Consider the following 24,964-nt stretch of genomic DNA (forward strand, 5'->3'; position numbering starts at 1 on the left):
ACGGGCCGGTGCGGGACGAAGAACGCGGCACACGGGAACTGCCGGCCGAGAGCGCCGGGAACCCCGTCTCTCCGGGCGGGTCCCGACGCACGACGGACGGCATCGACGGCATTCCCGAGCAGGCCCGGCCGCACCCGGAGGACGACGTGACCTCCGTGGAAGCCGGGGGCCCGGACACTGCCGTGCAGGGCGCGCCTCGGGAGAGGCGGATCGGGGGATCCCCCGGCCGGGCTGAGGCGAGGGCTCGACAGAGGGCGACGGGCGGGACGATGAGCGAGCACGAGCGAGACGACGATCAGGGCGTGCCGGGCGCACAGCACGAGCCCCGGAACGGTGCGCCCCAGGACCGCGAGCTTCTGAACCGTGTGTCCCAGGACCACCGCGAGCCTCAGGACCGGACCGGGGCGCGCGCCATGTTCGTCGAGCTGCGCGCGCTGCAGGAGGGCAGCGCGGAGTACGCGGAGCTGCGCAACCAGCTGGTCCGGATGCACCTGCCGCTCGTCGAGCACCTCGCACGCCGCTTCCGCAACCGTGGTGAGCCGCTGGACGACCTCACCCAGGTCGCCACCATCGGTCTGATCAAGTCCGTCGACCGCTTCGACCCGGACCGCGGCGTGGAGTTCTCCACGTACGCGACGCCGACGGTCGTCGGCGAGATCAAGCGGCACTTCCGCGACAAGGGCTGGGCGGTGCGGGTTCCGCGCAGGCTCCAGGAACTGCGGCTGGCGCTGACGACGGCCACCGCCGAGCTGTCGCAGCTGCACGGCCGCTCCCCCACCGTCCACGAGCTCGCGGAGAAGCTGGCGATCTCGGAGGAGGAGGTCCTGGAGGGCCTGGAGTCCGCCAACGCGTACTCCACGCTGTCCCTGGACGTCCCCGACACCGACGACGAGTCGCCGGCCGTGGCGGACACGCTGGGCGCGGAGGACGAGGCGCTGGAGGGCGTGGAGTACCGGGAGTCGCTCAAGCCGCTGCTGGAGGATCTGCCGCCCCGGGAGAAGCGGATCCTGCTGCTGCGCTTCTTCGGCAACATGACCCAGTCGCAGATCGCGCAGGAGGTCGGCATCTCCCAGATGCACGTCTCGCGCCTGCTGGCGCGCACCCTGGCGCAGCTTCGGGAGAAGCTGCTGGTCGAGGAGTGACCGCTACGACCGGTCGGTGACGCCTGACGGAGGGGCGACCGCGCTACTTACGGGCGCCCTTCTCGGTGTTGCCGGGCCCCTTGATTCCGAGGGCCCGGGTGGTTTCACCGTTGACGAGCAGGACCAGCGCCGCGACGGCCACGACCGCGAGCGCGATACCGGCCGGGATCGCCATGCTGTCGGCCTGCAGAAGGTTGTAGGCGACGGGCAGCGCCATGATCTGCGTGATGACGGCCGGCCCCCGGCTCCAACTGCGGCGGCCCAGCAGTCCTCGTGCGGCGAGGAGCGGCAGCAGCGCGAGCACCATCAGCGTCACCCCGCCGGTGACGGCCTGCTGCCGGTCGTCCGGGTCCCCGGTGATCCCGAGGACGAGCACCCACACCCCACCGACGAGCAGCGCCAGCCCCTCCAGGGCGGTGAGCCCGGCGGCGTACGTCAGGCGGCGCGGGCGGGGGCCTGCGGTTTCCGGGGCGTCGGGGTTCTGCTCGCTGCTCACCCCTGAAGGGTAGCCCGCACGCCGACCGCGCCCTCCGGCGCCGTGGGAGCGTGCGCGTCACGTGCGCTCAGGGCCGTGGCGAGGCTCACGGCTGGATCTCTTACCCGATCTTCACTCGGCCTGTGCCCTGGTACCCCCCAGTAGGTACGCTGCCATCCATGCGTGCACTTCTCGTGGTCAACCCAGCAGCAACCACTACGAGTGCACGGACGCGCGACGTCCTCATCCACGCGCTCGCGAGCGAGATGAAGCTCGAGGCGGTCACCACGGAGTACCGCGGGCACGCGCGTGACCTGGGGCGGCAGGCGGCGCAGAGCGACGACATAGACATGGTCGTGGCCCTGGGCGGCGACGGCACGATCAACGAGGTGGTCAACGGCCTCCTGCACGACGGCCCCGACCCCGAGCACCTGCCCGGCCTGGCCGTGGTCCCCGGCGGTTCCACCAACGTCTTCGCCCGCGCCCTCGGTCTGCTCAACGACCCCGTGGAGGCCACCGGCGCCCTGCTGGACGCCCTGCGCGAGGGCAGGGAGCGCACCGTCGGGCTCGGGCTCACCTCGGGCACCCCGGGCACGGAGGACGAAGCGGTGCCGTCGCGCTGGTTCACCTTCAACGCGGGGCTCGGCTTCGACGCGGGAGTCGTGGGCAGGGTGGAACAGCAGCGCGAGCGCGGCCGGAAGTCCACCCACGCCCTCTATCTCCGCCAGGCGGCGCGTCAGCTCCTCGGCGAGACCCAGCGCCGGCACGGGTCGATCACGTTGGAGCGTCCGGACGCGGAGCCGGTGACCGATCTGGTGCTGTCCATCGTCTGCAACACGGCTCCGTGGACCTATTTGGGCAATCGCCCGGTATACGCGTCGCCTAAGGCCTCGTTCGATACCGGGCTCGACGTATTCGGTCTCAGCCGCCTGTCCACCGCCTCGGTTGTCCGGTATGGAACCCAGTTGCTTACTTCGTCCCCCGAGCGGGGCCCCCATGGGAAGCATGCTGTCTCACTGCACGACCTGGACCAGTTCACCTTGCATTCGAAGGTCCCGCTGCCCCTCCAGATGGACGGTGACCACCTGGGGCTGCGTACCAGCGTGACGTTCACAGGCGTACGCCGTGCACTGCGTGTGATTGTGTGAGCAGAAGAGGCGAAAGTCCTTTCACTCGAACGTTTAGGCCAGGATCCACCCCATGGAAGTACGGCTGTGACCTAGTCGACACCGAGGAATCAAAAAAAACTTTCCAGAAGGGGTTGTATCCGCCGCTGAGGTTTGCGAGTCTCTACGTGGCGATCGGGACAGCCCGCAACACCGGCATCCACTGATCACCGGAACCCCTCTACAAACATCAGGACCACGGCAGGGAACCTGGCTGGTGGCCCTTCACTTGTTGAGGGATTCGTGAAAGCGTTCACATTCACAAGCAACCTGCACGTAATACCAAGGAGAGGTAGCAGCCATGGACTGGCGTCACAACGCCGTTTGCCGCGAGGAAGACCCCGAGCTCTTCTTCCCCATCGGCAACACCGGTCCTGCGCTGCTGCAGATCGAGGAAGCCAAGGCCGTCTGCCGTCGCTGCCCCGTTATCGAGCAGTGTCTGCAGTGGGCGCTCGAGTCCGGCCAGGACTCCGGCGTCTGGGGTGGTCTCAGCGAGGACGAGCGCCGCGCCATGAAGCGCCGCGCCGCCCGCAACCGGGCCCGTCAGGCCTCCGCCTGACAACACCCGCCCCGCACACAGCCTGAGCTTGGCGGCGCGTACAGCGAGTACGCAACTCCCGCCCCCGAGCCGCAGCGCGCAGTACCCCCGATGCGCAGCAATCGCTGGCAACGAGCATGTTGAGCCCCGGACCCCTGAACGGTCCGGGGCTTCTTGCTGTGCACGGCAGCCGTCGGCAGCCGTGCACAGCGGCAGCCGACGGAAGCCGACCGCCTCGCCCCGGGCGCTACTTCTGCGCCCGCACCGGGATGTCCAGGATCACCTGCGTGCCGCGCTCCGGCGCCGGCACCATGTCGAAGCTCCCGCCCAACTCCCCTTCGACCAGCGTCCGTACGATCTGCAGGCCGAGGTTGCCGGAGGTGTGCGGGTCGAAGCCGGCGGGCAGGCCGACGCCGTCGTCCTGGACGGTGACCAGCAGACGGGCCTCCTTGGTGGTGCCGCCGCGGACCGCGGACACCTCGACCGTGCCGGTGTCGCCCTCGCGGAAGCCGTGCTCCAGGGCGTTCTGCAGGATCTCGGTGAGCACCATGGACAGCGGGGTGGCGACCTCCGCGTCCAGGATGCCGAAGCGTCCGGTGCGCCGGCCGGTGACCTTGCCCGGGGAGATCTCCGCGACCATCGCGAGGACCCGGTCCGCGATCTCGTCGAACTCCACCCGCTCGTCCAGGTTCTGGGACAGCGTCTCATGGACGATGGCGATCGAGCCGACGCGGCGGACCGCCTCCTCCAGGGCCTCCCTCCCCCGCTCGGACTCGATACGGCGGGCCTGGAGGCGGAGCAGGGCCGCGACCGTCTGGAGGTTGTTCTTCACCCGGTGGTGGATCTCCCGGATGGTCGCGTCCTTGGTGATCAACTCGCGTTCGCGGCGGCGCAGTTCCGTGACGTCCCGGAGCAGGACGAGCGAACCGATGCGGGTGCCCTTGGGCTTGAGCGGGATCGCGCGGAACTGGATGACCCCGTCGTTCGCCTCGATCTCGAACTCGCGGGGCGCCCAGCCGCTGGCCACCTTGGCGAGCGCCTCGTCCACCGGGCCGCGGGTCGGGGCGAGTTCGGCGGTGGTCTGGCCGAGGTGCTGGCCCACGAGGTCGGAGGCGAGGCCCATGCGGTGGTAGGCGGACAGCGCGTTCGGGGAGGCGTACTGGACGATGCCGTCGGCGTCGAGGCGGATCAGGCCGTCGCCGACGCGCGGGGCCGCGTCCATGTCCATCTGCTGGTCCGGGAAGGGGAAGGCGCCGGCCGCGATCATCTGCGCGAGGTCGGAGGCGCTCTGGAGGTAGGTCAGCTCCAGCCGGCTGGGGGTGCGCACGGTGAGCAGATTGGTGTTGCGGGCGATGACGCCGAGGACCTGGCCCTCACGCCGTACGGGGATCGACTCGACCCGGACGGGGACCTCCTCGCGCCACTCCGGGTCGCCCTCGCGCACGATCCGGCCCTCGTCGAGGGCGGCGTCCAGCAGGGGGCGTCGGCCCCGGGGGACGAGGTGGCCGACCATGTCGTCCTGGTAGGAGGTGGGGCCGGTGTTGGGGCGCATCTGGGCGACGGAGACGTAGCGGGTGCCGTCACGGGTGGGAACCCACAGGACCAGGTCGGCGAAGGAGAGGTCGGAGAGCAGCTGCCACTCCGAGACCAGCAGGTGGAGCCACTCGAGGTCGGAGTCGCCGAGTGAGGTGTGCTGGCGTACGAGTTCGTTCATGGAGGGCACGTGTGCGAGCGTACCCGGCGGTTTGGACCTGTCCGAAAAACACCCGCGGGCCGCGGCGCCTGAGAGGGACCCTCAACCCTCCCGGCACCGCAGCCCGGAGCAATATCGGCCGTGGGGTGTGCGGTCCCGGTCGGCCGAAGGTGAGGAGCCGGGGCAGTCAGGGCAGAGAGCTCCGGATCCTCGGTCCGCCTTCCTGTGCGGGGAAGACGGAAGTCTGGTGGTGCTCCGTCGCACGGCTTACGGCACGATTGTGGACTAGACCACTTGCGCGTGTCCATGCGTCGGAGCATGTTCGTTGTTGTCAGCTTCACGAGCCGGCGACCCGGGCCGGGCCAACTGGTCGGACGCCCTGGCATCCACAACGCAGCCTAGCCTGTGCGGGTTCTTGTGCGGAGGCAGATGGGCGAGGCAATTTCCGCGACCGCCTGTTAGATTGGTCTAAACCACTACCGTCCACTCCGTCCCTCCCCAGAACGGCAGGCCAGCGTGGAAGTTGTCATCGTTCCGGACGCCAGGTCGGGCGGCGAGCTCATCGCCGAGGCCATGGCGCAACTGCTGCGGCGCAAGCCCGACGCCCTGCTCGGCGTGGCCACCGGGTCCACCCCGCTGCCCGTCTACCGGGCGCTGACCGCCAAGGTGCGCTCCGGTGCCGTGGACACCTCGCGGGCGCGGATCGCCCAGCTCGACGAGTACGTGGGGCTGCCCGCCGAGCACCCGGAGTCCTACCGTTCCGTGCTCCGGCGCGAGGTGCTGGAGCCGCTCGGCATCGGCATGGGCGCCTTCCTCGGCCCGGACGGCACGGCCGAGGACGTGCCCGCCGCGTGCGAGGCCTACGACCGGGCCCTGGCCGAGGCCGGCGGCGTGGACCTGCAGCTGCTGGGGATCGGCACCGACGGGCACATCGGGTTCAACGAGCCGTGCTCCTCGCTGGCCTCGCGGACGCGGATCAAGACGCTGACCGAGCAGACCCGGATCGACAACGCGCGCTTCTTCGACGGTGACATCGAGCAGGTCCCGCAGCACGTCATCACCCAGGGCATCGGCACCATCCTGGAGGCGCGGCACCTGGTGCTGCTCGCGACCGGCGAGGGCAAGGCGGACGCCGTCGCGGCGACCGTCGAGGGGCCGGTCGCCGCGGTCTGCCCGGCCTCCGCGCTGCAACTGCACCCGCACGCGACGGTGGTCGCCGACGAGGCCGCCGCGTCCAAACTGAAGCTCGCGGACTACTTCCGCCACACCTACGCCAACAAGCCGGAGTGGCAAGGCCTCTGAGACCGGGACGCACCGGTACGGGCACGCCGAAGGCGCCGGGTTCCCCGAGGGGAGCGCGGCGCCTTCGGCGTACATACGGCTGCGCGGCGGGCGGTGCGACCGGGGGTCGACTACAGGCGGTGCGGACGGGCGCACGTACGGTACGGACGGCACGGAGGCGCGGACGGCACGTAGGTACGGACCGGCACCCACAGTGCCGGCGGGCACACGGGGTGCTGCCGGGCACACGGGGTGGGCGAGCCGGTCCGGGCGGGCCAGGCCGTGCGGGGCCGGGCGGCGCGCGGCCCCTCACCCTGCTGTCCGGGGTCCCTCGGCAGCCCGTCGCCGACTCCGCGACCGACGCCCGGTCCACCGTCAGGCCGACGTACGGAACGGGCCGACATACAAGCCCTCAGTGTGCGGGCCGACCCCGCGTGCCGTCGGCCCTGCGTGTCGCAGGCCCCGCGCGCCGCCCGGCCCCCGCGCCGCAGGCTCCCGTGTCGCAGGCCCCGCGCACCGCAGGCCCCCGTGTCGCAGGACGGGCGGGCCTGTCGGCCCCGCGCGCCGTAGGCACCCCGCAGACGTCGGGGCCGGGGCGGGCTAGAGGGTGCCCGTGAGGGCTTCTGCTGCTGCTCGGCCGCAGACGCGGGCCGCGCCGTGGGTGGCGAGGTGGAGGGCGCCGCGGGGAGGGGCCTGGGGGACACCCATCTCGACGACGATCGTGTCGGGGCGCGCGGCGAGGAGGGTGTCGAGGGCCGTCGTCATCCAGGGGTGACGGTGTTCGTCGCGGACCACGGCGACGATGCGGCGGTCTCCGGCCGCCGACAGCACCGCCCGCCCCGCGTCCTCACCGGCGAAGCTGCCCGTCTCGGTGCCGGGGAGGAGCCGGGCGAGTTCCGCGGCCACGCCCCACGGGGTCTCGTCGCCGACCGCGATGTTGGCGACCGGGGTGAGGGCGGCGACGTACGGGGCCTCGGTGAGCGGGGTGAAGCGGTCCGCGCCGGTGAGGCGCAGGGCGCGGCGGGCGGCGAGGAGGCCGACGTCGGTGCGGGGCGCGTCGCCCCCGGTGGACGGCGCGGCGGAAGCGGTCCAGCGGGCCAGGGCCCGGACGCGTTCCGCCGCGTCCGCCAGGCGCTCCTCGGGCAGCTCGCCCGTGCGGACGGCCGTGACGAGGGCGTCGCGCAGCCGCCGTACCGTCTCGTCGTCGGCGAGTCCGCCGCCCACGCAGATGGCGTCGGCGCCGGCGGCGATCGCGAGGACGCTGCCCCGCTCGATGCCGTACGTCCCGGCGACGGCCTGCATCTCCATGCCGTCGGTGACGATCAGGCCGTCGTAGCCGAGGTCGCCGCGCAGGAGGTCGGTGAGGATGCGGTGGGACAACGTTGCCGGGCGGCCGGGGTCGAGGGCGGGGACGAGGATGTGGGCGCTCATCACCGCGCGCGTGCCGGCGGCGATCGCGGTGCGGAAGGGGGCCAGCTCGCGCTCGGTCAGCACCGCGGGGTCGGCGTCGATGCGGGGCAGGGCGAGGTGGGAGTCGACGGCCGTGTCGCCGTGGCCGGGAAAGTGCTTGGTGCAGGCGGCTACGCCCGCCGACTGCAGGCCGGTGACGTAGGCGGCGGTGTGCCGGGCGACCAGGGCGGGGTCGGCGCCGAAGGAGCGGACGCCGATCACCGGGTTGTCCGGGTTGGAGTTCACGTCCGCCGAAGGGGCCCAGTTGAAGTTGACCCCGCAGGCGGCCAGGCGCCGGCCCAGTTCCCGGGCGACCTCCCTGGTCAGCTCCACGTCGTCCACCGCGCCGAGCGCGTGGTTGCCGGGGAAGCTGGAGCCGGTCCGCACCTCCAGGCGGGTCACGTCACCGCCCTCCTCGTCGATCGCGACGAGCACGTCGTCGCGCTCGGCGCGCAACTGGGCGGTCAGGGCGGCGAGTTGCTCGGGCGAGGCGATGTTACGGCCGAACAGGCCGACGGAGGCGAGGCCTTCGCCGAGGCGGCGCAGCAGCCAGTCGGGGGCGGTGGTGCCGGGGAAGCCGGGCTGGAGGACCGTCAGGGCGTCGCGCGTCAGAGTGTCGGTGCCGCTGGCGAGTGTCGTCATCGGGGGCGTTATCCCTTCACGGCGCCTGCGGTCAGACCCGCGGCCATCTTGCGCTGGACGAGGAGGAAGAGGACGACGATCGGTACGGCCATCATGGTGGCGCCGGCCATCATGGGGGCGTACTCGGTGCCGTGCTTGGTGGAGAAGTTGCTGAGCCACACGGTCGCGGTCTGGTTCTTCTGGCTCAGGAGCATCAGGGCGTAGAGGTACTCGTTCCAGGCCTGGATGAAGCCGTAGACCGAGGTGGCGACCATGCCCGGGGCGAGCAGCGGGAAGACCACGCGCAGGAAGGCGCCGGTGCGGGAGCAGCCGTCGACCATCGCGGCCTCCTCCAGCTCCTTCGGGATGTTGACGATGAAGCCGCGCAGCGTCCACACCGTGAAGGGGAGGATGAAGGTCAGGTAGGTGATGATCAGGCCGGTCAGCCGGTCGTACTGGCCCAGGTCGTTCAGGAGCAGGAAGACCGGGATGATCATGGCGACCAGCGGGACCATCTGGACGGCGAGGATGCCGACGATCACGATCTTGCGGCCGCGGAAGGCGAACCGGGAGATGGCGAGGGCGGCCAGCATGCCGACGACGATGCCGATCGCGACGACCGCGAGGGAGACGACCAGGCTGCGGCCGACCGGTCCCCAGAAGTCGGCGATGTTCAGCGCGCGGCTGAAGTTGGACAGGGTGAGGCCGGTGGGCAGCAGGCTCGGGTCCGGGTCGATGGCGTCCTTGGCCGGCTTGAACGCCGTGTTGAGCATCCAGTAGACGGGGAAGCCGGCGGTGACGAAGACGAGGAGGCCGAGGAGGTTCCAGCCGAGCTTGGACTTCCTGGGCTTGGAGCCGGCCTCGGGGCCGCTTCCCGTGGTGGCGACGGCGCTCATTCGACCTCTCCGATCTTCAGCATCTGGCGCATGTAGACGGCGACCACGCCGAGCAGGAGCAGCACGGTGATCAGAGCGATCGCCGAGCCCTGCGCGTAGTCGTTGACGACGAAGGCGCGGTCGTAGGAGTACGTCGTCAGGAGCTGGAACTCGGCCTCGGGGTGGCCGTTGCGCATGACGAAGACCTGCGGGAAGACGCCCATGTCCCAGATGACCGACAGGGTCGTGAGCATCACGATGATCGGCTTGAGGATGGGCAGGGTGACGTACCGGAAGACGCCCCAGGCTCCGGCGCCGTCCAGGCGGGCCGCCTCTTCCAGTTCCTTGGGGACCTGGGTGAGGCCGGCGCTGAGGGTGATCACGACGAACGGGACGGCTCCCCAGACCACCAGGAGCATGATCACGGCGAGGCCCTGGGGCCCGCTCGCGAACCAGTTGTGACCGATCAGCTCGACGCCGGGCAGTTTGCTCAGGACCGCGTTGAGGATGCCGTAGTCGGCGTCGAACAGCCACTTGAAGACCGTGGTGGCGACGATGATCGGCATGCCCCAGCTGGCCACCAGCGCGATGTTGACCAGGGTCTTCACCCAGCCGGAGACCCGCTGGAGCAGCAGTGCGATCAGCATGCCGATGACCATCGTGAAGATCACGCAGCCGGCCGCGAAGACGATCGTGCGCACGACGACCGCCCAGAACTCGCCGTCGCCGAGCACCTTGGTGAAGTTGTCGAACCCGGCCGACTCGGCCGGCTGGAAGCCCCAGAGCTGGGACTGCCCGAACTTCTGGAAGGAGAGGGTGACCAGGCGGACCAGCGGATAGCCCATCACCAGCGCGAGGATCAGCAGGCAGGGCGCCAGCAGCAGCCAGGGGGCGCCGGCGGAGCCGGTGGGGCGCTTGGCGCGGGGCCGCTGCTGCGGGGGCGGTGGCGGCGCCGACCGCGGCGGCGGCACCTTGGCAGGGGTGGTCGTGTCTGCGGCACTCATCGCGCGCTCCTCAGCGGTCCCTCAGGTCGTACGGAGGCAAAGACCCGTAGGTCGGAACGGACGGCGGGGCTCCGCCGCAGCGGAGCCCCGCCTCTCGTCACTTGGTGTTGATGACCTTGTCGATGGCGGCGTCCGCTTCCTTCGCGGCTTCCTCGACCGTCTTCTTTCCGGTGCCGATGCTCTGCAGCATGGTCTGCAGGACCTGGGCCTTCTCGACCTGGCCCCAGCCGGGGGCCATGGGGACGAACCAGTTGGACTCGGCCGCGGTGGCCGGGACGGCCGTCTTGGGGTCGTTCTTCAGGGTCGCGAGGTCGGTCTTGTTGTTGGGCAGGTTGCCCTTGGCCATGAGGCCCTTCTGACCGGAGGGGCCGGTGAACGCGTTGATCCACTCGGCGGCGAGGTCCTGCGCGTCCGACTTCACCGGCACGGCGAGGTCGGAGCCGCCCAGGAAGACGGGGAGGTTCTTGCCGGACGGGCCGGGCATCACGAAGTTCTCGAGGTTGCCCTTGAGCTTGCCGGTCTTGTCGTTCTCGGGGGCCTCGGAGGTCGCGCCCTCCCAGGCGGCGCCGAAGATCATGCCGGACTTGCCCTGGCCGTAGACGATGTAGCGGTCGGACTCGTCCTTGGTCTTGTCGCCGTGCATGTACTTGTCGACGACGGTTTTGAACTCGTTGAGGCCCTTGAGGGACTCCGGGGAGGAGAGGTTGGCCTTCCACTCGCCGCCCGACTCGACCGCGATGGAGCCGCCGGCGTCGTAGACGAAGGACATGGCCGCGTACCAGTCGCGGGTCGGCTGGTACCAGGCGCTGAACTTGTCGCCCTCCTTCTTCTGGACCTTGTCCAGGGCGGCGGTCAGCTCGGCGTAGGTCTTGGGGGCGGTCTTGACGCCGGCGGAGGCGAAGAGGTCCTTGCGCCAGTTGCCGACACGGCCGCCGGCGTAGTACGGGACGCCGTAGGTCTTGCCCTCGTAGGTCACCGAGGCCTTCAGGCCGTCCAGCCAGGCGGAGGAGTTGTCGAACTTGCCGGCGTCGAGGGGGGCGAAGGCGCCCTTGACCATGTAGCCGAGCATCTCGGTGTTGCCCATCTCGACGACGTCGGGGGCCTTGTCGGTGGCGAGGACCGCGTCGAGCTTGGCGTTCTTGTCGGGCCAGCCGTAGTACTCGTGGTTGATCTTGAGTCCGGGGTGCTTCTTCTGCACCGCCGCGTCGGCGGCCTTCACCAGGTCCGGCCAGTTGTTCTGCGCGTCGACCGTGAGCCAGACCGTCAGTTCCTTGGCCTCGGTGCCCTTGTCCGAGCCCCCGTTGTCACTGTCCCCGCACGCCGCGATGGAGATCATCATGCCCGCGATACCGATCGCGGCTGTCAGCTTGCGCTTCACGCCACCCTCCTCAGGGATGCCACAAACCCCCCTGCCTCCCCGCTGCGGTCGAGCGTCAACGCGTACCGTCCGTGGGGCCGGGACCTGGACCAATGGTGTAGACCAGTGCGGAGAGCTTGGCTCAGACCAATAGGGCTGTCAAGGGTGTGCCACCGGGGTTCGGACGTCCGTTACGCGACCGCGATATGCAGGGACTTTTCAATTTCTGACGCCCGATCGGACCCTCGCTCGGGGGATGTACCACCACCCCCGCGCGGCGTGCTGGACTAGACCAAGCAGGGTCCCGAAGGTATACAGAGGGGATCACGGAGAGCGCGAGGTCACCCGCACCGGTCACCCCGCCCACGAACCCGTGCCACGATGTGAGCCGCGGCCGATGGGTACGTCGGCCGCTTGGCACCCGGAGCCGGGAAGGCAGGCCATGAGCACCGACGTCAGCAGTGCGGAGAACGAGGGTGGGGCGACCGTCCGTACCGCGCGCGTGCCCAAGTACTACCGCCTGAAGAAGCACCTGCTCGACATGACGCGGACCCAGGCGCCCGGAACGCCGGTGCCGCCCGAGCGGACGCTGGCGGCCGAGTTCGACACCTCGCGCACCACCGTGCGCCAGGCGCTGCAGGAGCTGGTCGTCGAGGGCCGACTCGAACGCATCCAGGGCAAGGGCACCTTCGTCGCCAAGCCGAAGGTCTCGCAGGCGCTCCAACTCACCTCGTACACCGAGGACATGCGCGCCCAGGGCCTGGAGCCCACCTCGCAGCTCCTCGACATCGGCTACATCACCGCCGACGACACCCTCGCCGGCCTGCTCGACATCACCGCCGGCGGGCGCGTGCTGCGCATCGAGCGGCTGCGCATGGCCAACGGCGAGCCCATGGCCATCGAGACCACCCACCTCTCCGCCAAGCGTTTCCCCGCGCTGCGCAGGTCGCTGGTCAAGTACACCTCCCTCTACACCGCCCTCGCCGAGGTCTACGACGTCCACCTCGCCGAGGCCGAGGAGACCATCGAGACCTCCCTGGCCACCCCGCGCGAGGCGGGCCTGCTCGGCACCGACGTGGGTCTGCCGATGCTGATGCTCTCGCGGCACTCCCTGGACAAGGACGGCAAGCCGGTGGAGTGGGTGCGGTCGGTCTACCGCGGCGACCGGTACAAGTTCGTCGCACGGCTCAAGCGTCCTCAGGACTGAGCGACGAGGTCCGCATGTGAGCAACGGCTTCCGCCGGACTGAGCGACGGCTTCCGCCGGACTGAGCAACGATGTCCGCAGGACTGAGCAACATCTGAGGACCGATATTCGGACGAGGTCTTCCGCTGAGCTTTATCCGTCACCTACATTTCGCGTGCGTTGCACCCGTGATCAACAAGGGGACGGAGCCGCCGGATGTCGGAACCATCGGAAGTGTCGAGGGGGCCGCTGGTGACGCCTGTGCGCGTCGTCATCGCCCTCTGCCTGTTCGCGCCCTTCGTGGCGATGCTGTGGGTGGGTTCGTACGCGAAGGTGGACCCCGAGTTCATCGGCATCCCCTTCTTCTACTGGTACCAGATGGCGTGGGTGCTGATCTCGACCGCGCTGACGATGGTCGCGTACAAGCTGTGGCAGCGTGACCAGCGCGCCCGCACGGCCTCGGACGGGGGTGCGTCGGAGTGAAGGACGGCGTGAACGGCGTCGCACTCGCCGTCTTCATCTTCTTCTTCCTGGCCGTCACGGTCATGGGCTTCCTGGCCGCGCGATGGCGCAAGGCCGAGAACGAGCACAGCCTCGACGAGTGGGGGCTGGGCGGCCGCTCGTTCGGCACCTGGGTCACCTGGTTCCTGCTGGGCGGCGACCTCTACACCGCCTACACCTTCGTGGCGGTCCCGGCGGCGATCTACGCGGCCGGCGCGGCCGGCTTCTTCGCGGTGCCGTACACGATCCTGGTCTACCCGCTGATCTTCACGTTCCTGCCGCGCCTGTGGTCGGTCTCGCACAAGCACGGGTACGTGACGACCTCGGACTTCGTGCGCGGTCGCTTCGGCTCCAAGGGCCTGTCCCTGGCGGTCGCCCTCACCGGCATCCTCGCGACCATGCCGTACATCGCGCTCCAGCTCGTCGGCATCCAGGCCGTGCTGGACGTGATGGGCGTCGGCGGCGGCGAGGACACCAACTGGTTCATCAAGGACCTGCCGCTGCTGATCGCCTTCGGCGTGCTGGCCGCGTACACGTACTCGTCGGGCCTGCGCGCCCCCGCGCTGATCGCGTTCGTGAAGGACACGCTGATCTACATCGTGATCGCGGTGGCGATCATCTACATCCCGATCAAGCTGGGCGGTTTCGACGACGTCTTCGCCAAGGCGGGTGACGCCTTCGCCCAGGTGAACCCGGCGACGGACAAGCCGCGCGGCGCTCTGGTGCCGGCCGAGGCGGGGCAGTGGACGTACGCCACCCTGGCGCTGGGCTCGGCGCTGGCGCTCTTCATGTACCCGCACTCGATCACGGCGACGCTGTCCTCGCGCAGCCGTGAGGTGATCCGCCGCAACACCACGATCCTGCCGCTGTACTCCCTCATGCTCGGCCTGCTGGCCCTGCTGGGCTTCATGGCGATCGCGGCCGGGGTCAAGGTCAGCAACGGCCAGCTGGCCATCCCGCAGCTGTTCGAGAACATGTTCCCGGACTGGTTCGCGGGCGTGGCCTTCGCGGCGATCGGCATCGGCGCCCTGGTCCCCGCGGCGATCATGTCGATCGCGGCCGCGAACCTCTTCACGCGCAACATCTACAAGGACTTCATCAAGCCGGACGCGACGCCCAAGGAGGAGACGCGCGTCTCCAAGCTGGTCTCGCTGCTGGTGAAGGTGGGCGCCCTGGCCTTCGTCCTCACGATGGACAAGACGGTCGCCATCAACTTCCAGCTCCTCGGCGGCATCTGGATCCTGCAGACCTTCCCGGCCCTGGTCGGCGGTCTGTTCACCCGATGGTTCCACCGCTGGGCGCTGCTCGCCGGCTGGGCGGTCGGCATGGTGTACGGCACGGTCGCCGCGTACGGCGTCGCCTCGCCCACCCAGAAGCACTTCGGCGGCTCGTCGAAGGAAATCCCCGGCATCGGCGAGATCGGCTACATCGGCCTCACGGCGTTCGTGCTGAACCTGGTGGTGACGGTGGTCCTCACCTTCGTCCTGAAGGCCGTGAAGGCCCCCGAGGGCGTCGACGAGACCAGCCCGGAGGACTACACGGCGGACGCGGGCGACCCCGGCGTGCAGGTGGAACTGCCCCCGGCCACCGCGGGCTCCTCGCACTAGCCGGTACGGCAACGGGCGGGCCGTCGGAGAAATCCGGCGGCCCGCCGTCGTGCGGGTGGGGCACACTGCGCCGCATGGACATCCGGATCCGGGAAGCGAAGCCCACCGAACACGCCGCGCTCGGCGAGATCACCGCGCGGGCCTACCTCGCGGACGGTCTCCTCGACTTCGGCGAGAGCGACCCGTACCTGCCCGTGCTGAAGGACGTGGCCGGGCGCGCGGCCGTCGCCGAGGTCCTCGTCGCCGTGGAGGGCGACAGACTCCTCGGAGGGGTCACCTTCGTCCCCGCGGGCGGCCCCCTGGCCGACGTCGCCCGCCCGGGCGAGGCCGAGATCCGGGCGCTCGCGGTCGCGCACGAGGCCCGCGGCCGTGGCGCCGGCGAGGCGCTCGTACGGGTCTGCCTCGACCGCGCCCGGGCCACGGAGGGCTGCACCGCCGTCGTGCTGTCGAGCCAGCGGGCCATGCACTCCGCCCACCGCCTCTACGAACGCCTGGGCTTCGTCCGCACACCCGAGCGGGACTGGAATCCCGTGCCGGAGCTGGACGACATCACCCTCCTCACTTATCAGTTGACGCTCTGAAACCACCTCGACACAACATCTGGGGGTGGCGCGACGAGCGAGCACAAGATGTATGCTCATGCTCGCTGTCGCCGCAGGGGAATCCGGTGCGAATCCGGAACTGTCCCGCAACGGTGTACTTGTGCATGTCTGTGCACAGGAGTCAGTCCGAGGACCTGCCGACAGTGCGCCCCGGCCGTCCCGGCCCGGGTGCTTTGCCGTCCGGGCCTCGTGGAGTGGGCCGGTGGACCGCGACGCCGTGCGCGCTCGTGTGCTGCCCCCTGCCCTCCGCCAGGCCCCCGCCGAGCGAGGGAGAGCCCCACGTGACCATCGCGCCAGCCGACCCGGCTTCAGCAGCCCTGGAGACCGACGGTCCCGGCACCGCGCTGCTGCGCACCCTGACCGAGCTGACCGCCGACCTGCCCGACGCCGACCCCGGCCGGGTCGCCGCCGCCGCCCTGCGGGGCCGGTCCGCGCGGGCGGACGAGAGGGAGTTGCGCGAACTGGCCACGGAGGCGGCCGCCGGCCTCATCTCCGAGGACCCCGCCTACTCCCGGCTGGCCGCCCGTCTGCTGACGATCGGCATCCGCGCCGAGGCCGCCTCCCAGGGCGTCACCTCCTTCACGGAGTCCGTCGCGGTGGGGCACCGCGAGGGGCTGATCGCCGACCGGACCGCCGAGTTCGTACGACTGCACGGCCGGCGCCTCGATGCGCTGACGGACCCTCGGGCCGACGACCGCTTCGGCTACTTCGGGCTGCGCACCCTGCACAGCCGCTACCTGCTCCGGCACCCGATCACCCGCAAGGTCGTCGAGACGCCCCAGCACTTCCTGCTGCGGGTCGCCGCCGGTCTCGCCGAGGACGACACACCGCGGTCCGTCGACGAAGTCGCCGCGCTCTACGGGCTCATGAGCCGCCTCGACTACCTCCCCTCCTCCCCCACGCTCTTCAACTCCGGCACCCGGCACCCTCAGATGTCGTCCTGCTACCTCCTCGACTCTCCCAAGGACGAGCTGGACTCCATCTACGACCGCTACCACCAGGTGGCCCGCCTCTCGAAGCACGCCGGCGGCATCGGTCTGTCCTACTCCCGGATCCGCTCCCGCGGCAGCCTCATCCGCGGCACGAACGGGCACTCCAACGGCATCGTCCCGTTCCTGAAGACCCTCGACGCCTCGGTCGCCGCGGTGAACCAGGGCGGCCGGCGCAAGGGCGCGGCCGCGGTCTACCTGGAGACCTGGCACTCCGACATCGAGGAGTTCCTGGAGCTGCGCGACAACACCGGCGAGGACGCCCGCCGCACGCACAACCTCAACCTCGCGCACTGGGTCCCGGACGAGTTCATGCGCCGCGTGAACGCCGACGAGCAGTGGTCCCTCTTCTCCCCCTCCGACGTGCCCGAGCTGGTCGACCTGTGGGGCGAGGAGTTCGACGCGGCCTACCGCCGGGCCGAGGCGGCGGGCCTCGCGAAGAAGACCCTCCCCGCGCGCGAACTGTACGGCCGCATGATGCGCACCCTCGCGCAGACCGGCAACGGCTGGATGACCTTCAAGGACGCCGCCAACCGCACCGCCAACCAGACGGCCGAGCCCGGCCACGTCATCCACTCCTCCAACCTCTGCACGGAGATCCTCGAGGTCACGGACGACGGGGAGACGGCGGTCTGCAACCTCGGTTCGGTCAACCTGGGCGCCTTCGTCGACCCGGCGGCCGGCGACCTCGACTGGGAACGGCTCGACGAGACCGTCCGCACCGCCGTGACCTTCCTCGACCGCGTCGTCGACATCAACTTCTACCCGACCGAACAGGCGGGCCGCTCCAACGCCCGCTGGCGCCCGGTCGGCCTCGGCGCGATGGGCCTCCAGGACGTCTTCTTCAAGCTGCGCCTGCCCTTCGACTCCCCCGAGGCCAAGGCGCTCTCCACCCGGATCGCCGAGCGCGTCATGCTCGCCGCGTACGAGGCCTCCGCCGACCTCGCCGAGCGCAACGGCCCGCTGCCGGCCTGGGACAGGACCCGTACCGCCCGGGGCGTCCTGCACCCCGACCACTACGACGTCGAGTTCACCTGGCCGGAGCGCTGGGCGGCGCTGCGCGAGCGCATCGCGGCCGTCGGCCTGCGCAACTCCCTGCTCCTCGCCATCGCGCCGACCGCCACCATCGCATCGATCGCCGGGGTGTACGAGTGCATCGAGCCGCAGGTGTCCAACCTGTTCAAGCGCGAGACGCTGTCCGGAGAGTTCCTCCAGGTCAACTCCTACCTGGTGCAGGACCTCAAGGAGCTCGGCGTCTGGGACGCGCGCACCCGTGAGGCGCTGCGCGACTCCAACGGCTCGGTGCAGGACTTCGCCTGGATCCCCGCGGACGTACGGGCCCTGTACCGCACGGCGTGGGAAATCCCGCAGCGCGGCCTGATCGACATGGCCGCCGCCCGCACCCCGTACCTCGACCAGGCCCAGTCCCTGAACCTGTTCCTGGAGACGCCGACCATCGGCAAGCTCTCCTCGATGTACGCCTACGCCTGGAAGTCGGGCCTGAAGACGACGTACTACCTGCGCTCGCGCCCCGCGACGCGCATCGCCCGCGCCGCCCAGGCGCAGGCCACCGTCCCCGTCCAGCAGGCGACCTCCGAAGAGGCCGTCGCCTGCTCCCTTGAGAACCCCGAGTCCTGCGAGGCCTGCCAGTGATGTCCCCCCGCCCCCAGAACCTTCTCGACCCCGGCTTCGAGCTGACTCTCCGCCCGATGCGTTACCCGGACTTCTACGAGCGCTACCGGGACGCCATCAAGAACACCTGGACCGTGGAGGAGGTCGACCTCCACTCGGACGTCGCCGACCTCGCCAAGCTCACTCCCGCCGAGCAGCACCTCATCGGCCGCCTGGTCGCCTTCTTCGCGACGGGCGACTCGATCGTGGCGAACAACCTGGTGCTGACGCTGTACAAGCACATCAACTCCCCGGAGGCGCGCCTGTACCTGTCGCGCCAGCTCTTCGAGGAGGCCGTCCACGTCCAGTTCTACCTGACGCTCCTGGACACCTATCTCCCCGACCCGGACGACCGCGCGGCCGCCTTCGCCGCCGTCGAGAACATCCCCTCGATCCGGGAGAAGGCCGAGTTCTGCTTCAGGTGGATGGACTCGGTGGAGAAACTGGACCGCCTGGAGTCCACGGCGGACCGCCGCCGCTTCCTGCTCAACCTCATCTGCTTCGCCGCGTGCATCGAGGGCCTGTTCTTCTACGGCGCCTTCGCCTACGTCTACTGGTTCCGCAGCCGGGGTCTGCTGCACGGTCTCGCCACCGGCACCAACTGGGTGTTCCGCGACGAGACCATGCACATGTCCTTCGCGTTCGACGTCGTCGACACCGTCCGCAAGGAGGAGCCGGACCTCTTCGACGACGCACTGCAGCAGCAGGTCACCGACATGCTGCGGGAGGCCGTCGAGGCCGAGCTGCAGTTCGCGCGCGACCTGTGCGGTGACGGCCTCCCGGGCATGAACACCGACTCGATGCGGCAGTACCTGGAGTGCGTCGCCGATCAGCGCCTCACGCGTCTCGGCTTCGCCCCGGTGTACGGCTCGGAGAACCCCTTCTCCTTCATGGAGCTGCAGGGCGTTCAGGAGCTGACCAACTTCTTCGAGCGGCGTCCGTCGGCGTACCAGGTGGCGGTGGAGGGCACCGTCGACCTGGACGAGGACTTCTGAGTCCCGGTCTTGTCGCGTTCCTGGGCCTCCCTGATCTGACGGTCGATGCGCCGGTCGTGCACGATCCCGATCACTGACGGGAGGACCAGGAGGACGAACATGCCGAGCACGGCGAGCATTGCGATCAGTCCTGCTGTCTGTGCTGTAGTCATGACACCACTGTCGCCCCGGACACTCCTGACGAACAGTGGCAGGACTGCCGTAGACCCTCGATTTACTGCCACCTTCGAGGCACACTGGCAGCATGCTGAAGAACGTCGCCGCCGTCCTCCTCGACGGCGTGCACCCCTTTGAGCTGGGCGTCGTCTGCGAGGTGTTCGGCATCGACCGCAGTGACGACGGACTGCCCGACTACGACTTCGCCGTCGTCTCGGCGGAGGGGCCGACGCTGGACACGCATGTCGGCGGGCTCACCGTCTCCACGCCGTACGGCCTCGAGCGGCTGGACGAGGCCGACCTGATCGCCGTACCGGCCGGGAGCGACTACGTCACCCGCGACTATCCGGCCGAGCTGCTGAAAGCCCTGGTCAGGGCCGTCGACCGGGGCGCGAGGGTGCTCAGCGTGTGCTCCGGCGTCTTCGTGCTCGGCGCGGCCGGACTGCTCGACGGGCGGCGGTGCAGTGTGCACTGGCGGCAGGCGGACGAGCTGGCCCGACGCAACCCGGAGGCGATCATCGAGCCCGACGTGCTCTACGTCGACGAAGGGCCCGTGATCACCAGCGCCGGCACCGCCGCCGGCATCGACGCCTGTCTGCACATCGTGCGGCAGGAGCAGGGGCCCGAAGTCGCCAACAAGATCGCCCGGCGGATGGTCGTACCGCCGCACCGGGACGGCGGGCAGGCCCAGTACATCGAGCGCCCGCTGCCCCGCTCCCACTGCGACACGGTCGGCGAGGTGCTGGCGTGGATGGAGCGGCACCTCGACGAGGAGGTCACCGTCGAGCAGCTCGCCGAGCGTGCGCACATGTCCCCGCGCACCTTCGCCCGCCGCTTCCAGCAGGAGACCGGCACGACCCCCTACCGCTGGATCCTGCGCCAACGGGTGCTGCTGGCGCAGGACCTGCTGGAGGCGACGGACGAGACGGTGGATGCGATCGCCGGTCGAACGGGGTTCGGCACGGCGGCCGCACTGCGCCACCAGTTCGTACGGGCGCTGGGGACGACCCCGAACGCCTACCGGCGTACGTTCCGGGGGCCGCAGGCCGCCTGAACGCACGCCGGAAGCGGAGCTGTCACCGGGGTATCGGCTTCAGTCGCAGCCGCTGGGGACGCAGGGTGATGCCCACCCGGGTCGCGTCGTCGGAGCCCGCGACCTGCTCGAAGCGGAACGTCCGCGCGAGCGTCGCCGTGACCAGTGTGAGCAGGGCCATCGAGAAGTGGTCGCTGGGACACTTGCGGTTGCCCACGCCGAACGGGCGCATGGCGTACTTCGGCACGTCCTTCGAACGATCCGGATGCCATCGGTCCGGGTCGAACTCCAGATGCCGTTCGTAGGAACGCGGATCACGCTGGATCGCGTACGGGCTGTACACGATGTCGGCACCGGCCGGAATGCGATACCCGCCGAGTTCCGTGTCGGTGACCGCCCGCCGCGTCAATATCCATACGGCGGGCCGCAACCGCATCGCTTCGACGACGACGTTGTTGGTGTGCGTCAACTTGCGTACGTCCTCGAATGCGACGGGGTTGCCGCCGGTTACGGACTGGACCTCGGCGCACACTTTGTCCGCCTGCTCCGGATGGTCGGCGAGGACCAGCAGCAGCGACATGATCGTGGACGCTATGGTTTCGCTGCCAGGGGTGAGTATGGCGACGACCTGGTCGTGGATCTCCTGTTCGCCGATGGGGTCGCCATTGTCGTCCTTCGCTTGCAGCAATGCCGTCAGCAAATCGTCCGGCTTTTGACCGGATGCCCGGCGTTCGGCGATGATCTCGTCGACCAGGAGGTGCAAATCGGCCAGGGCGCGGTTGAATTCGAGGTTGGCCGGAAGCGGCAGCTTGTACAGCGGCCCGAGCGGCACCACCATGCGGTGGTACATACCTTGGAAGACGCTGGCGAGCGCGATGCACAGCCGCTCGGCGCGCTCGTCCATGAACCGCCCGCGCAGCAGGCAGCGGGCGGCCACCCGCACCGCGATGCGGAACGACTCCGAGGTGCAGTCGATCGTCTCGCCGGACGTCCAGCGCTCGGCGAGTGCGTGGGTCTCCTCCTCCATGATCGGCCCGTAGGCCGGGATGGCGTCGAGCCGGAACGCGGGCTGGATGGTGCGTCGCTGGCGGCGGTGCAGCGGCCCGTTGGCGGTGGCCACGCCCTCCTTGCCGAGCAGGCCTTCCAGGGACTCCCACAGGGGTCCGGCGATGATGTAGTCGGGGCTGAGGGCCAGCGCCCCGGTGAGGTCCGGGTCCGTGACGGCGTACACCGTCTTGGGGCCGAGCTTGAGGCGGACGACGTCCCCGTGTTCACGCAGCCGACTCATGAAAGCCAGTGGATCTCGGGCGAGCCGCCAGCCGTGACCGAGAAGCGGAATCCCGCCTCCGGCCAGCGGCGGCTGACGCAGGTCCGGTGCCTCGGGGGTCGCCGGCTTCACCGACTCGAGGGTCATTTCTCACCTGCCGCTTCGTTGTTGACGTACGGAGGGGTGGACCGGTCGTCCCAGCTGTCGACCATGTAGCGGCCCGACTCGTGGTGGAACCAGTAGACGGAGCTGAACCAGTTCCGCATGTTCGCGAGACAGGACTGCACGGCGGCGCTCACCTGCTTTCCCTGGACCGTCCCGTCGTCGAGCCGGTCGGCCAGCAGCAGGACGTCCTTCTCCACGGCCAGGAACTCGGATATGCATTCCTCGACGCGCCGCCTGACTTCGTCGACGGCTTCTTCGAGGGTCAGCCCCTCATGGGTGATGAGACTGATTCCGAGATTGTGCACCTCGTCGCCCGCGATTTCCTTGGGAAGCGAGCAGAGGTCGTTGTACCAGGCGGCGAATTCCTGACTCAGAAGGGCCGCACGCCGATAGCTCGGGTGTTTCCTCACGGCTTCCGGGAGTTCACATCCGGCGCTCGGTTCCAGCAGGTCCGTCCATATCCAGTGCGCGAACGTCAGCCGCCGCAGCGCCAGATATTCCTCGACGGTCGGAATGCGCCCTTGGACGCGATTGCGGAATTCCCGGTCGTACGCCTCGATCACGGCGTGGAAATGCCGGGTGAACCGCGCGTTCCACGTGCCGGGAAGGAAGGAGAACAGCCGGCCCACGCTGTCCGCGAGTCCGGCGACCAGCGGGTCCGGGTGGTGCAGGTGGGCGGTGGGCGCGTCCAGGGCCGCGTGCAAGCGGAACCTCAACTGCCGCCAGGCGCCGGCCCGGCCGTGCACGACGTCGCGGTCGTGCCGGTCGTCCCAGACGAAGAACCAGGCGCTGTAGTCGGCGATGGCCTGGAGCACCTCCTCGGAGGCGCCGAGGTAGTAACCCGCCATCAGGTCGGTGTAGCACAGGCCGTCGGCATATTCCGCGACCTTGTCCGCCGGCATCAGCCGCTTTTCCAGCAGCCACGAGCGGGTCTTCTCCTGCAACTTCGGCCAATAAGGATGCAGTTGCCGGGGAAAGGCCGCCTCGATGATTGGGAGAGAGAGCGAGGGCGGTACCGCGGCCGCGGTCACCGTCGCCGTGGTGCTGTGTGCGGTGCTGTATGTGGTGCTGTGTGGGAAAGCTGGCACGAACAACCCCTCTCAGCCGCCAGTGACGCACACCCCTCCCGCCGTGCCGGGCGTGCGCCGTTGCGTATCCCCGTACATCCCATTCAGCACTACAACTGACCGCTCTGGGAACGGATTTGCTTCATTCACTACCCCAACATGCTGAGAAACCTCCCCGCATGACTGGTTATGCATCAGCAGATGTGCAAAAGCGATCGAACATGCGTCGGACACACGAACGACGCCTGACCGGGAGGGATCCCGGCCAGGCGTCGTGTGCGTGGGGGCGTGCTTCAGTCGTTGGCGACCACGGGGTAGCGGGGCTCGTTCTCGGCCATCTGCCGCAGCGCGTCCTTGCGTTCACGCTTGGAGAGCCGGTCGATGTAGAGGTACCCGTACAGGTGATCCGTCTCGTGCTGCAAACACCGTGCGAAGTAGCCGGTGCCGCGCACCTTGATCGGGTTGCCCTTCTCGTCCTGACCGGTCACCTCGGCGTAGTCCGGCCGCGCGAGCGGCGCGTAGGCGGTCGGCACCGACAGGCAGCCCTCGTTGCTGTCGTCCAGCCGGCGCCGGTCGGCGGGCAGCTCGACGAGCTTGGGGTTGCAGACCACGCCGACGTGCCGTACGCCCTCGTCGTCGGGGCAGTCGTAGACGAAGACCTTCAGGTCGACGCCGATCTGGTTGGCGGCCAGGCCCACGCCCTCGGCGGTGCGCTGCGAGGCGAACATGTCCGCGACCAGCTGCTGGAGCTCCTCGCCGAACTCGGTGACGTCCTTGCACTCCTTGTGCAGGACCGGGTTGCCGACGACCGTGATCGGCCGCGAGGTCCCGGCCTCCCGCCAGGCCTGCTCGCGCTCCTCCGTCTCCTCGGTGTCGATGACGAAGCCCTCGTCGTCCACGGGGAGCACGCCCGCGTGCTGCTGATCGGTGTCCTGCTGGGCCATGACCGACGTACGCCTTCCTCAGAAAAACAGGGGGTGAATGCTCGATACAGGGTACGGGGACGCGCCCTGAGGGGGCGCGGGACCGTGTCCGACCTACGGCTTCGCCGCGCGGGCGCGAAGCGGCGGGCCCTAGCAGACCTCTTCCAGATCCCGCCAGTCCCTGGAATCCGGGCTGTCCGCGACCCAACCGTCCAGCAGCCCCCTCACCAGCGAGGCCGGGGCGGCCACCCCGCACTCCCGCTCCGGCACCCACAGCTGCCCGTCGGTGCGGTGGCCGAGCGGCCCCGGATGACCCGGCTCGCTGTGGTCGTGCGGGTCGAGGTGCTCACCGTCGCCCTCGTCGGAGGGCATCCGGGACTCGGAGCACATCCGGCACAGCAGCCGCACGGACGACGACCAGTCCTCGGCGGCGAAGCCGGCGTCGGCGGCGAGCTGCTCCAGGGCGTCCCGGTCGGACTCCGTGGCCGCCTCCAGCAGGACCACCCAGGTCGGGACCGGGGAGGGCGCCCACAGCTCGATCTCGTCGAAGACCGGGTAGGCGTGCCCGGTGGACGTGGTCCGCTCACCGTGCGGCACGCCGTCGTGCAGGACGACCTCGCCCCAGCGTCGCCCGGAGGACGGCAGCGGGATCGACAGCACCTCTATCCGGGCGGGGTCCAGCCGCCGCCCCCACACCACCTCGGCCTCCCCCTCGGGCGACAGCCGTACGGCCGCACTGCCCAGCGCCATGCCGAGTGGCTCGCCGGCGACGGCGGCGCCGCCCGGCACGCGCAGCCCGTAGGCCTGCCAGGCGCGGCGGGCCAGCGGCCAGTCCTGGAGGGCGGTGGCCGCGATGCCGACGTTCCACCAGTCCGGGGCCCCGGTCTCCCGGTCCAGCAGGGCGACCGCCCGCAGACCGGCGGAGCGGGCCTGCTCCCAGTCGTGCCGGAACTTGTGCAGCAGGGCGAGGTTGAACCAGGACTCCGACAGCCAGGGCTCCAGATCGGCGGCACGTGTCAGCAGCGCGCCCGCGTCCTCGTACCGGCCGTCGCCGATCAGCGTGAACGCACGGTCGGTCGCCTGCCGCCAGGAGGCGGAGGGCCGGTGCCGTCCTTTGCCGAAGATCCTCACGATTCCCGCCTGCCAGTTCCGTGGTGTGGGCTGGCCGGTGCCCCCGGACACCCTCTCCCTCGCATCCAACC

At 69.8% G+C, this 24,964-nt stretch carries 21 protein-coding genes and 1 riboswitch; of the genes, 11 read left to right on the forward strand and 10 right to left on the reverse strand.

The annotated features are described in order from the left end of the window. Positions 1 to 8: 8 nt before the first annotated feature. Positions 9 to 1,142, forward strand: coding sequence for an RNA polymerase sigma factor SigF (locus ACIHAR_RS34520; protein WP_400023175.1), 1,134 nt, complete (start codon positions 9 to 11; stop codon positions 1,140 to 1,142). A 43-nt stretch (positions 1,143 to 1,185) separates the two neighbouring features. Here ACIHAR_RS34520 and ACIHAR_RS34525 read toward each other — a convergent pair whose 3' ends face one another. After that, positions 1,186 to 1,638, reverse strand: coding sequence for a hypothetical protein (locus ACIHAR_RS34525; protein ID WP_400023176.1), 453 nt, complete (start codon positions 1,636 to 1,638; stop codon positions 1,186 to 1,188). 158 nt (positions 1,639 to 1,796) lie between these two features. On the opposite strand from ACIHAR_RS34525, the gene ACIHAR_RS34530 reads away from it, so the two are divergent. Next, complete coding sequence (locus ACIHAR_RS34530) at positions 1,797 to 2,765, forward strand: diacylglycerol kinase family protein (protein WP_365466209.1); 969 nt, start codon at positions 1,797 to 1,799, stop codon at positions 2,763 to 2,765. Between the two features lie 319 nt (positions 2,766 to 3,084). After that, positions 3,085 to 3,342, forward strand: coding sequence for a WhiB family transcriptional regulator (locus ACIHAR_RS34535; protein WP_003992873.1), 258 nt, complete (start codon positions 3,085 to 3,087; stop codon positions 3,340 to 3,342). A 226-nt stretch (positions 3,343 to 3,568) separates the two neighbouring features. On the opposite strand, the gene ACIHAR_RS34540 is transcribed toward ACIHAR_RS34535, so the two are convergent. Further along, the gene (locus tag ACIHAR_RS34540; protein ID WP_400023203.1) at positions 3,569 to 5,035 is read right to left on the reverse strand and encodes a sensor histidine kinase; all 1,467 of its coding nucleotides are present in this window, start codon (positions 5,033 to 5,035) and stop codon (positions 3,569 to 3,571) included. A gap of 495 nt (positions 5,036 to 5,530) precedes the next feature. Here ACIHAR_RS34540 and nagB point away from each other — a divergent pair, with 495 nt between their 5' ends. Further along, positions 5,531 to 6,316: a glucosamine-6-phosphate deaminase gene (gene nagB / locus ACIHAR_RS34545; RefSeq protein ID WP_365466207.1), complete on the forward strand. Its 786-nt coding sequence runs from the start codon at positions 5,531 to 5,533 to the stop codon at positions 6,314 to 6,316. Between the two features lie 579 nt (positions 6,317 to 6,895). Here the strand turns inward: nagB and ACIHAR_RS34550 are convergent. The 4 genes from ACIHAR_RS34550 to ACIHAR_RS34565 all read right to left on the reverse strand — a co-directional run bounded on the left by ACIHAR_RS34550 (position 6,896) and on the right by ACIHAR_RS34565 (position 11,622). Beyond that, a complete protein-coding gene (locus ACIHAR_RS34550; RefSeq protein ID WP_365466206.1) occupies positions 6,896 to 8,386 on the reverse strand; it encodes a glycoside hydrolase family 3 protein in 1,491 nt (496 codons plus the stop codon). A gap of 8 nt (positions 8,387 to 8,394) precedes the next feature. Continuing rightward, positions 8,395 to 9,261, reverse strand: coding sequence for a carbohydrate ABC transporter permease (locus tag ACIHAR_RS34555; protein ID WP_365466204.1), 867 nt, complete (start codon positions 9,259 to 9,261; stop codon positions 8,395 to 8,397). Continuing rightward, positions 9,258 to 10,244, reverse strand: coding sequence for a sugar ABC transporter permease (locus tag ACIHAR_RS34560; RefSeq protein ID WP_365466202.1), 987 nt, complete (start codon positions 10,242 to 10,244; stop codon positions 9,258 to 9,260). Before ACIHAR_RS34560 ends, ACIHAR_RS34555 begins: the two co-directional genes overlap by 4 nt. Positions 10,245 to 10,341: 97 nt before the next feature. Further along, positions 10,342 to 11,622, reverse strand: a complete 1,281-nt coding sequence (locus ACIHAR_RS34565; protein ID WP_400023179.1) for an extracellular solute-binding protein — start codon at positions 11,620 to 11,622, stop codon at positions 10,342 to 10,344. A 421-nt stretch (positions 11,623 to 12,043) separates the two neighbouring features. Here ACIHAR_RS34565 and ACIHAR_RS34570 point away from each other — a divergent pair, with 421 nt between their 5' ends. The 7 genes from ACIHAR_RS34570 (at position 12,044) to ACIHAR_RS34600 (ending at position 20,361) form a co-directional block, all read left to right on the forward strand. Beyond that, a complete protein-coding gene (locus ACIHAR_RS34570) occupies positions 12,044 to 12,808 on the forward strand; it encodes a GntR family transcriptional regulator (RefSeq protein ID WP_365466198.1) in 765 nt (254 codons plus the stop codon). Positions 12,809 to 13,002: 194 nt separating this feature from the next. Continuing rightward, a complete protein-coding gene (locus tag ACIHAR_RS34575) occupies positions 13,003 to 13,269 on the forward strand; it encodes a DUF3311 domain-containing protein (RefSeq protein ID WP_365466196.1) in 267 nt (88 codons plus the stop codon). Then, positions 13,266 to 14,894 (forward strand): monocarboxylate uptake permease MctP, encoded by a 1,629-nt coding sequence (gene mctP / locus ACIHAR_RS34580; RefSeq protein ID WP_365466194.1) that lies wholly within the window; start codon positions 13,266 to 13,268, stop codon positions 14,892 to 14,894. The genes ACIHAR_RS34575 and mctP overlap by 4 nt, the downstream gene beginning before the upstream one ends. 74 nt (positions 14,895 to 14,968) lie before the next feature. Continuing rightward, positions 14,969 to 15,475: a GNAT family N-acetyltransferase gene (locus tag ACIHAR_RS34585; protein WP_365466192.1), complete on the forward strand. Its 507-nt coding sequence runs from the start codon at positions 14,969 to 14,971 to the stop codon at positions 15,473 to 15,475. A 45-nt stretch (positions 15,476 to 15,520) separates the two neighbouring features. Continuing rightward, positions 15,521 to 15,653, forward strand: a riboswitch (cobalamin riboswitch). Between the two features lie 124 nt (positions 15,654 to 15,777). Next, positions 15,778 to 18,138, forward strand: coding sequence for a ribonucleoside-diphosphate reductase subunit alpha (locus ACIHAR_RS34590; RefSeq protein ID WP_400023182.1), 2,361 nt, complete (start codon positions 15,778 to 15,780; stop codon positions 18,136 to 18,138). Further along, positions 18,138 to 19,151: a ribonucleotide-diphosphate reductase subunit beta gene (locus tag ACIHAR_RS34595; RefSeq protein ID WP_365466188.1), complete on the forward strand. Its 1,014-nt coding sequence runs from the start codon at positions 18,138 to 18,140 to the stop codon at positions 19,149 to 19,151. Before ACIHAR_RS34590 ends, ACIHAR_RS34595 begins: the two co-directional genes overlap by 1 nt. A 244-nt stretch (positions 19,152 to 19,395) precedes the next feature. Further along, positions 19,396 to 20,361, forward strand: a complete 966-nt coding sequence (locus tag ACIHAR_RS34600; RefSeq protein WP_365466186.1) for a helix-turn-helix domain-containing protein — start codon at positions 19,396 to 19,398, stop codon at positions 20,359 to 20,361. 22 nt (positions 20,362 to 20,383) lie between these two features. Here ACIHAR_RS34600 and ACIHAR_RS34605 read toward each other — a convergent pair whose 3' ends face one another. The 4 genes from ACIHAR_RS34605 to ACIHAR_RS34620 all read right to left on the reverse strand — a co-directional run bounded on the left by ACIHAR_RS34605 (position 20,384) and on the right by ACIHAR_RS34620 (position 24,893). Then, the gene (locus ACIHAR_RS34605) at positions 20,384 to 21,754 is read right to left on the reverse strand and encodes a cytochrome P450 (RefSeq protein ID WP_400023185.1); all 1,371 of its coding nucleotides are present in this window, start codon (positions 21,752 to 21,754) and stop codon (positions 20,384 to 20,386) included. Next, complete coding sequence (gene cyc1, locus ACIHAR_RS34610) at positions 21,751 to 22,803, reverse strand: epi-isozizaene synthase (protein WP_400023186.1); 1,053 nt, start codon at positions 22,801 to 22,803, stop codon at positions 21,751 to 21,753. Before cyc1 ends, ACIHAR_RS34605 begins: the two co-directional genes overlap by 4 nt. 329 nt (positions 22,804 to 23,132) lie before the next feature. Then, entirely contained in the window at positions 23,133 to 23,783 is a 651-nt protein-coding gene (def, locus tag ACIHAR_RS34615) for a peptide deformylase (protein WP_365466180.1), read from the reverse strand. A 129-nt stretch (positions 23,784 to 23,912) separates the two neighbouring features. Beyond that, positions 23,913 to 24,893 (reverse strand): hypothetical protein, encoded by a 981-nt coding sequence (locus tag ACIHAR_RS34620; RefSeq protein WP_365466178.1) that lies wholly within the window; start codon positions 24,891 to 24,893, stop codon positions 23,913 to 23,915. Between the last annotated feature and the right edge of the window lie 71 nt (positions 24,894 to 24,964).

This window comes from Streptomyces sp. NPDC052016 (assembly GCF_044548445.1).
In the GTDB taxonomy this organism is placed as follows: domain Bacteria; phylum Actinomycetota; class Actinomycetes; order Streptomycetales; family Streptomycetaceae; genus Streptomyces.